Below are 4,850 nucleotides of genomic sequence, written 5' to 3'. Positions count from 1 at the left end.
CTCGTTGACACTTCAATCTGGGTTATCCATTTGAGAAAGGGAAGCCGTCACCTTGAAAAACTGCTTCTGGATGCAGAGGTGATATGTCACTCTTTCATAATTTGCGAATTAGCCTGTGGTAATATTAAAAACCGATATGAAATTTTGACCTTACTTCGCTCTCTGCCGATGGCCCCAACCATCGATCTTAATGAATCTCTTTTTTATATTGAACAAAACAAATTGATGGGTATTGGTATCGGTTTTGTTGATGTACACCTTCTCGCTTCAGCACAATTGTTGAGAATACCACTCTGGACTTCCGATAAGAGATTAAAATCGGCGGCAATCGAACTTAATATTGCCTATAAGTGAGAAACCTAAACATGATGAATTCGTAAAAAATGAAAGCATCATTAAAGCAATTGTGACAGGCTGATGTTTCAGGGCCTGGGAATAAGATATTTAATTGATCAAAAGGACAATGAATCTCACATTCCAACGAAAAGTAGACCGAATCGTGGGGACTCTCCTCTGCAGGGGCCTGTCTCTTTTTCCTCGAAGGAAAAGGCCATCAAAAACTATACTCGGAAAAATTCTTGTGATTCTTCTTTCCGAAATGGGAAGTCTTGTTTTAGCCCACCCCATGTTTACCCAAATCAAAAGAAGGTATCCAGGTGCGACTATACATGTGCTTCTGTTCGAACAGAATCGGGAGATCTTAGAAATCCTAAATGTCATCCCTAAGGAAAACATCCTTACCATTAACAACATTTCCATGAAGCGATTTATTTTGGACTGCCTTCGAGTTTTCCAGAAGATGCGTCGTATAAAATTCGATGCTATAATCGATTGCGAGCTCTTTTCAAGGATCAGCGCCATTTTTTCGTTTTTGAGCGGTGCGGTTATACGTGTCGGGTTCCACCCATATACCCAGGAAGGACTCTATCGAGGATCCTTTATCAATCGACCTGTTATGTACAATCCTTATCACCATATCTCTCAACAGTTTTTGACGATGGTGGAGGCGTTGGATTCGAAAACGACGCCAACTGCCAAACGGATCGTTCCTGCTCAGCCTTTTGAGGCTCCTTCCATTTCCTTTGAAGAAAGTGAAATTCAGGGTATGACCGAACGACTGCTCTGTGATTTTCCTGTTGTGAAGGACAAAAAATTGATCCTCCTTTATCCCAGTGGCGGTATCCTCCCTATTAGGGCATGGCCCCTTGATTATTATTGCCGCTTGTCGGAGAGATTCATCTCGGATGGGTATGCCGTCGCCATCATTGGTATGAAGGCCGACAAAGCCCTTGCGAAGACGATTTTATCCCGGTGTGGAAATCTCCATTGCATTGATTTGACCGGATATACAAAAAATCTTCGGGAACTGATGGCCCTTTTTTATCGGGCATGCCTTCTTATTACCAATGACGGAGGACCCGGACAGTTCGCTGCTTTAACGCCTATCCCGACCATCATATTTTACGGCCCTGAAACTCCGGCGCTTTATGGTACACTAAACAAAAAGGCCTTTTTTTTCTATCGATCCTTTTCCTGCTCCCCGTGCCTTACCGCCTATAATCACCGCAACTCTCCATGTGATGGGGACAATCGGTGCCTGAAAGGGATTCATCCAGATCAGGTATATGCAAAGGCAATGGAATTTCTTGAAAATGGAAGTAAAAGTTAACAGAGGTGAGAAAAAAATTCGATGGACAGCACTCAGAACGCTTTTCTAACACCACTGATCTCGAAATTAGTGAGACACCGTTTCCTTAAATTCGGCTCCGTGGGATTTTCAGGAATGGTAGTTAATCTGGGTGTCTTATATCTCGCACAAGAATATATTTTCAAATGGATAAGTACTGATGGAATGCGTCTCAACCTCTCTCTAACCCTGGCCATTTTTTGTGCAACGATCAACAACTTTACATGGAACAGGCTCTGGACATGGGGTGAGCGAAAGAAAGAAATCAAAAAAGCTCTCTGGGTTCAATTAGTACAGTACTTTCTTGCCTGCTGGCTATCTATCGTCTGTCAGTTTCTCATCACAAAAGTGATAGTACAGTTTACTCACTACTTGGTCGCCAATGTTATTGCAATCCTTTTGGCGGCAATCATCAACTACCTGTTGAACGACGTTTGGACCTTTAGCATAAAGCGAACACCATGTTCGACAGGAACAGGCGGCCCCTGTAACTGAGTGGTAAATCCCTTATGGAAGGGTTCAAAGGCGTAATCATTTTGGTATATGCGCAAGGATCATGGGCGTATTCTAATTGTCTACCCACAAGCACCTTTGTTTGGAAGTCTCGCCCGCCGGAATGGCCGTTTCCATAGAATAATATGTGCCCCTAATACACCTATGGCTATACCAGCAACAACATCCGATGGATGGTGGGCACTAACTATTATCCTTAGCAAGGCCATCAAAAAGGCATAACAAAGAGGTACAACACGGTATTTAGAATGTCTCAGCAAACAGAATAGAAATACGCCAGACACAAAGACATCTGCCGAATGTCCTGACGGAAACGAATTGTAGTGGTCATCGACAGAAAGAAATGTAAATTCCATTCCATACTCCGGCCTTGCACGCCCGAACAATATCTTCATAAGCCTTACAACCGCGAAAGAAAAAATTAGTTGGGTCTTTAGATATGCCGAGCATACACCGCGTAAATTCCTATCTTTCTTGAAAAGTGCATAAACGATCAGTCCTGCAAAAATAGCGTAGAAAAACCACACTCCCCAGTCTGAAAAGAGTTCAACGGTGTGCCTGGTTGCAGCGTCAGGAATTATTTTTCTAAAAAATACACCGATCTGAGCATCGAAAATAAAGGTAACAAAGACTGTTAATAGAGCCGTGAAGGTCGAAATCAACAAATTCTTGTTCAACTGCACTTCCTTTCCCATCAGGAATTGCCATGCACAGACGAAAGGCACTCAGAGTCCGGGCGGCCTTCATCCCTGTGAAGAGCTTCCAAAAGTAAAAGAGTCATCTGTCCTTTGTTCTCGCAGTACCCTTCATAGCGTGCCCGAACACGGAATTGAGATTTCAGGTCTTCAGACATCTGTTCATAAAATTTACTCCTGGCAATGACAAGGAGCGGGCTCGGTAAAAAGAGGGCCTCCTGCAATCTATCATCGTCCACCTTTGCAATACCCTGCCTGGCATAAAAGAGCATACCTGGCTCACGGTAGCGGTGGGCTAATAGCCGTGGCCGCTGACCCTGATGAGTTTTCTCTTCAGCCCAGCTGGCAGCGTGGGCAGCTGCCTGATGTACCACCCGGAAACGGTCCAGGTGCGGGACCATGACATGTGCGGCCAAGAGTATGAACAACAGCATGCTTCCCACGAGATAAGGCCGTGTGAATGGATACCGGTTGGGGCGACGAGCAGCAACGGCCCATCCAAGGCACAGGGGCAATAGGGTCAGAGGCAGCCTCCACCCTGCCAGGGCAGGTTGCATGTTCCAACCCACCAGTCCTCCGATCAGCAATAAGATCCCAAGCCCGCAAAGCACGTGAAGGATATAGCCCGGAGGTGTGCTTTTGTTTTCCTCGGCTCCGACCAAGGCCCGGGCTATAATAAGGGCCAAGGCAGGGAAAATCGGTAGTATGTAATGCGGAAGCTTAGTGCCAAGTAGCGAGAAAAATACGAACGGGATTACCGCCCAGCCCAGCAAGAAAGCCTTTTCCTCCCAGCCGTGTTTCCACATGGATCGAATTGCCCATGGCAGAAACAAACTCCAGGGCAGAATCGCAAACAGCAAAACCGGCAGATAATACCACACAGGGCCTCCGTGTCCTAAAGTCGGCCTAAACAGCTTGTCTATATTCTCCCTGATTATGAAGTCCAGCAAAAACTCCCATCCAGTCTTCCACGTAATCACAGCGTACCATGAAGATGCCACCAATAAGAAAATTGTCAGAGTGGCTATTGGATGCAGCTTGCGCACCAAAGAGAATTTGCGGGTGCTTACCAACATAAAGAGCCCAACCGTGCCCACAAGAAGTAACCCCAGCGGGCCTTTGGTAAGGACTGCCAGACCAGTGGCACCCCCGCACAAGAGCATCCACAGCAGGGAGCTGTCTGGATTGCGAAGGGCTTCCCAGAATCCCCACAGTGCACAGGTGACAAACAATGTTAGATGGGCATCCATCAAAGCGGACCGGCAAACTACGAGAAAGAAAAGGCTGGAGAGCAGAATAAGTCCGGCCAGGAACCCGGTTTCCGGGCCGTACATACGACGGCCCATGGCAAATAGCACAAGTACGCATGCCAATCCACTTACCGCCGAGAAAAAGCGCATGCCAACTTCATTTATTCCGAACACACGCGCCCCAACAATCATGGCCCAATAAGAAAGAACCGGTTTGTCGGCCAGTAGTTCACCGTTATACTTGGGGACCAACCAGTCTCCCGTTTGGATCATCTCCCGAACTACTTCGGCGTACGTAGTCTCATCACGGTCCCAAAGCTTTCCGTTTCCGAGCCCGAGAAAAAGAAAAAGGCTACCGACCAGAAGCAACACAGCCGCCTGACGCTTCCATTCCGCATGTCCCAGTTCATTTAACTTTTTAATGAGGTTCACACAAATAACCAGTTCTGATAAGAATTCCCTTTTTAAAATATTAAGTATAAAAATAAGACACTTATATGTCAAGAAGAAAAAACCACAAGATATTGTATATGGCGCGCGGTGGTTATAGGAAGCAGGAGGAAAATCTTCGCGAAAGACATCGAGGGTCGTCGTTCATGGAGAGTTGGCTGTAATGATCCATGACGTATTCGGCAGGTAGCGGGGCTTGCGGGGAGCAAGCCGGTCAAGAAATAATATTGCATTTTATAATTACACTTGATATTG

5 protein-coding genes are annotated in these 4,850 nt (G+C 46.1%); 3 read left to right on the top strand and 2 right to left on the bottom strand.

Translation table 11 applies throughout. The annotated features are described in order from the left end of the window. The 3 genes from KAU88_09675 to KAU88_09665 all read left to right on the top strand — a co-directional run. A partial coding sequence (locus tag KAU88_09675; GenBank protein MCK4478774.1) for a PIN domain-containing protein occupies positions 1-354 on the top strand: 354 nt, incomplete at its 5' end. A gap of 109 nt (positions 355-463) precedes the next feature. After that, positions 464-1,669 carry a glycosyltransferase family 9 protein gene (locus KAU88_09670; protein MCK4478773.1) on the top strand — a complete coding sequence of 402 codons (1,206 nt, stop codon included), beginning with the start codon at positions 464-466 and terminating at the stop codon, positions 1,667-1,669. A 21-nt stretch (positions 1,670-1,690) separates the two neighbouring features. Beyond that, on the top strand, positions 1,691-2,182 hold the full coding sequence (locus tag KAU88_09665) for a GtrA family protein (GenBank protein MCK4478772.1): 492 nt from the start codon (positions 1,691-1,693) through the stop codon (positions 2,180-2,182). Between the two features lie 80 nt (positions 2,183-2,262). Here the strand turns inward: KAU88_09665 and KAU88_09660 are convergent, their stop codons facing one another. Further along, positions 2,263-2,877, bottom strand: a complete 615-nt coding sequence (locus KAU88_09660; GenBank protein MCK4478771.1) for a phosphatase PAP2 family protein — start codon at positions 2,875-2,877, stop codon at positions 2,263-2,265. 17 nt (positions 2,878-2,894) lie between these two features. Continuing rightward, positions 2,895-4,577: a glycosyltransferase family 39 protein gene (locus tag KAU88_09655; GenBank protein ID MCK4478770.1), complete on the bottom strand. Its 1,683-nt coding sequence runs from the start codon at positions 4,575-4,577 to the stop codon at positions 2,895-2,897. Positions 4,578-4,850 lie beyond the last annotated feature (273 nt).

The organism is Candidatus Bathyarchaeota archaeon, assembly GCA_023131225.1.
Classification (GTDB): Archaea; Thermoproteota; Bathyarchaeia; order Bathyarchaeales; family SOJC01; genus JAGLZW01.
This window is presented reverse-complemented; position numbering and strand designations above follow the sequence as displayed.

Excerpts from the sequence above, each read along its gene's own strand:
- KAU88_09670 (MCK4478773.1), top strand. The coding sequence starts at position 464 with ATGAATCTCACATTCCAACGAAAAGTAGACCGAATCGTGGGGACTCTC.
- KAU88_09665 (MCK4478772.1), top strand. The coding sequence starts at position 1,691 with ATGGACAGCACTCAGAACGCTTTTCTAACACCACTGATCTCGAAATTA.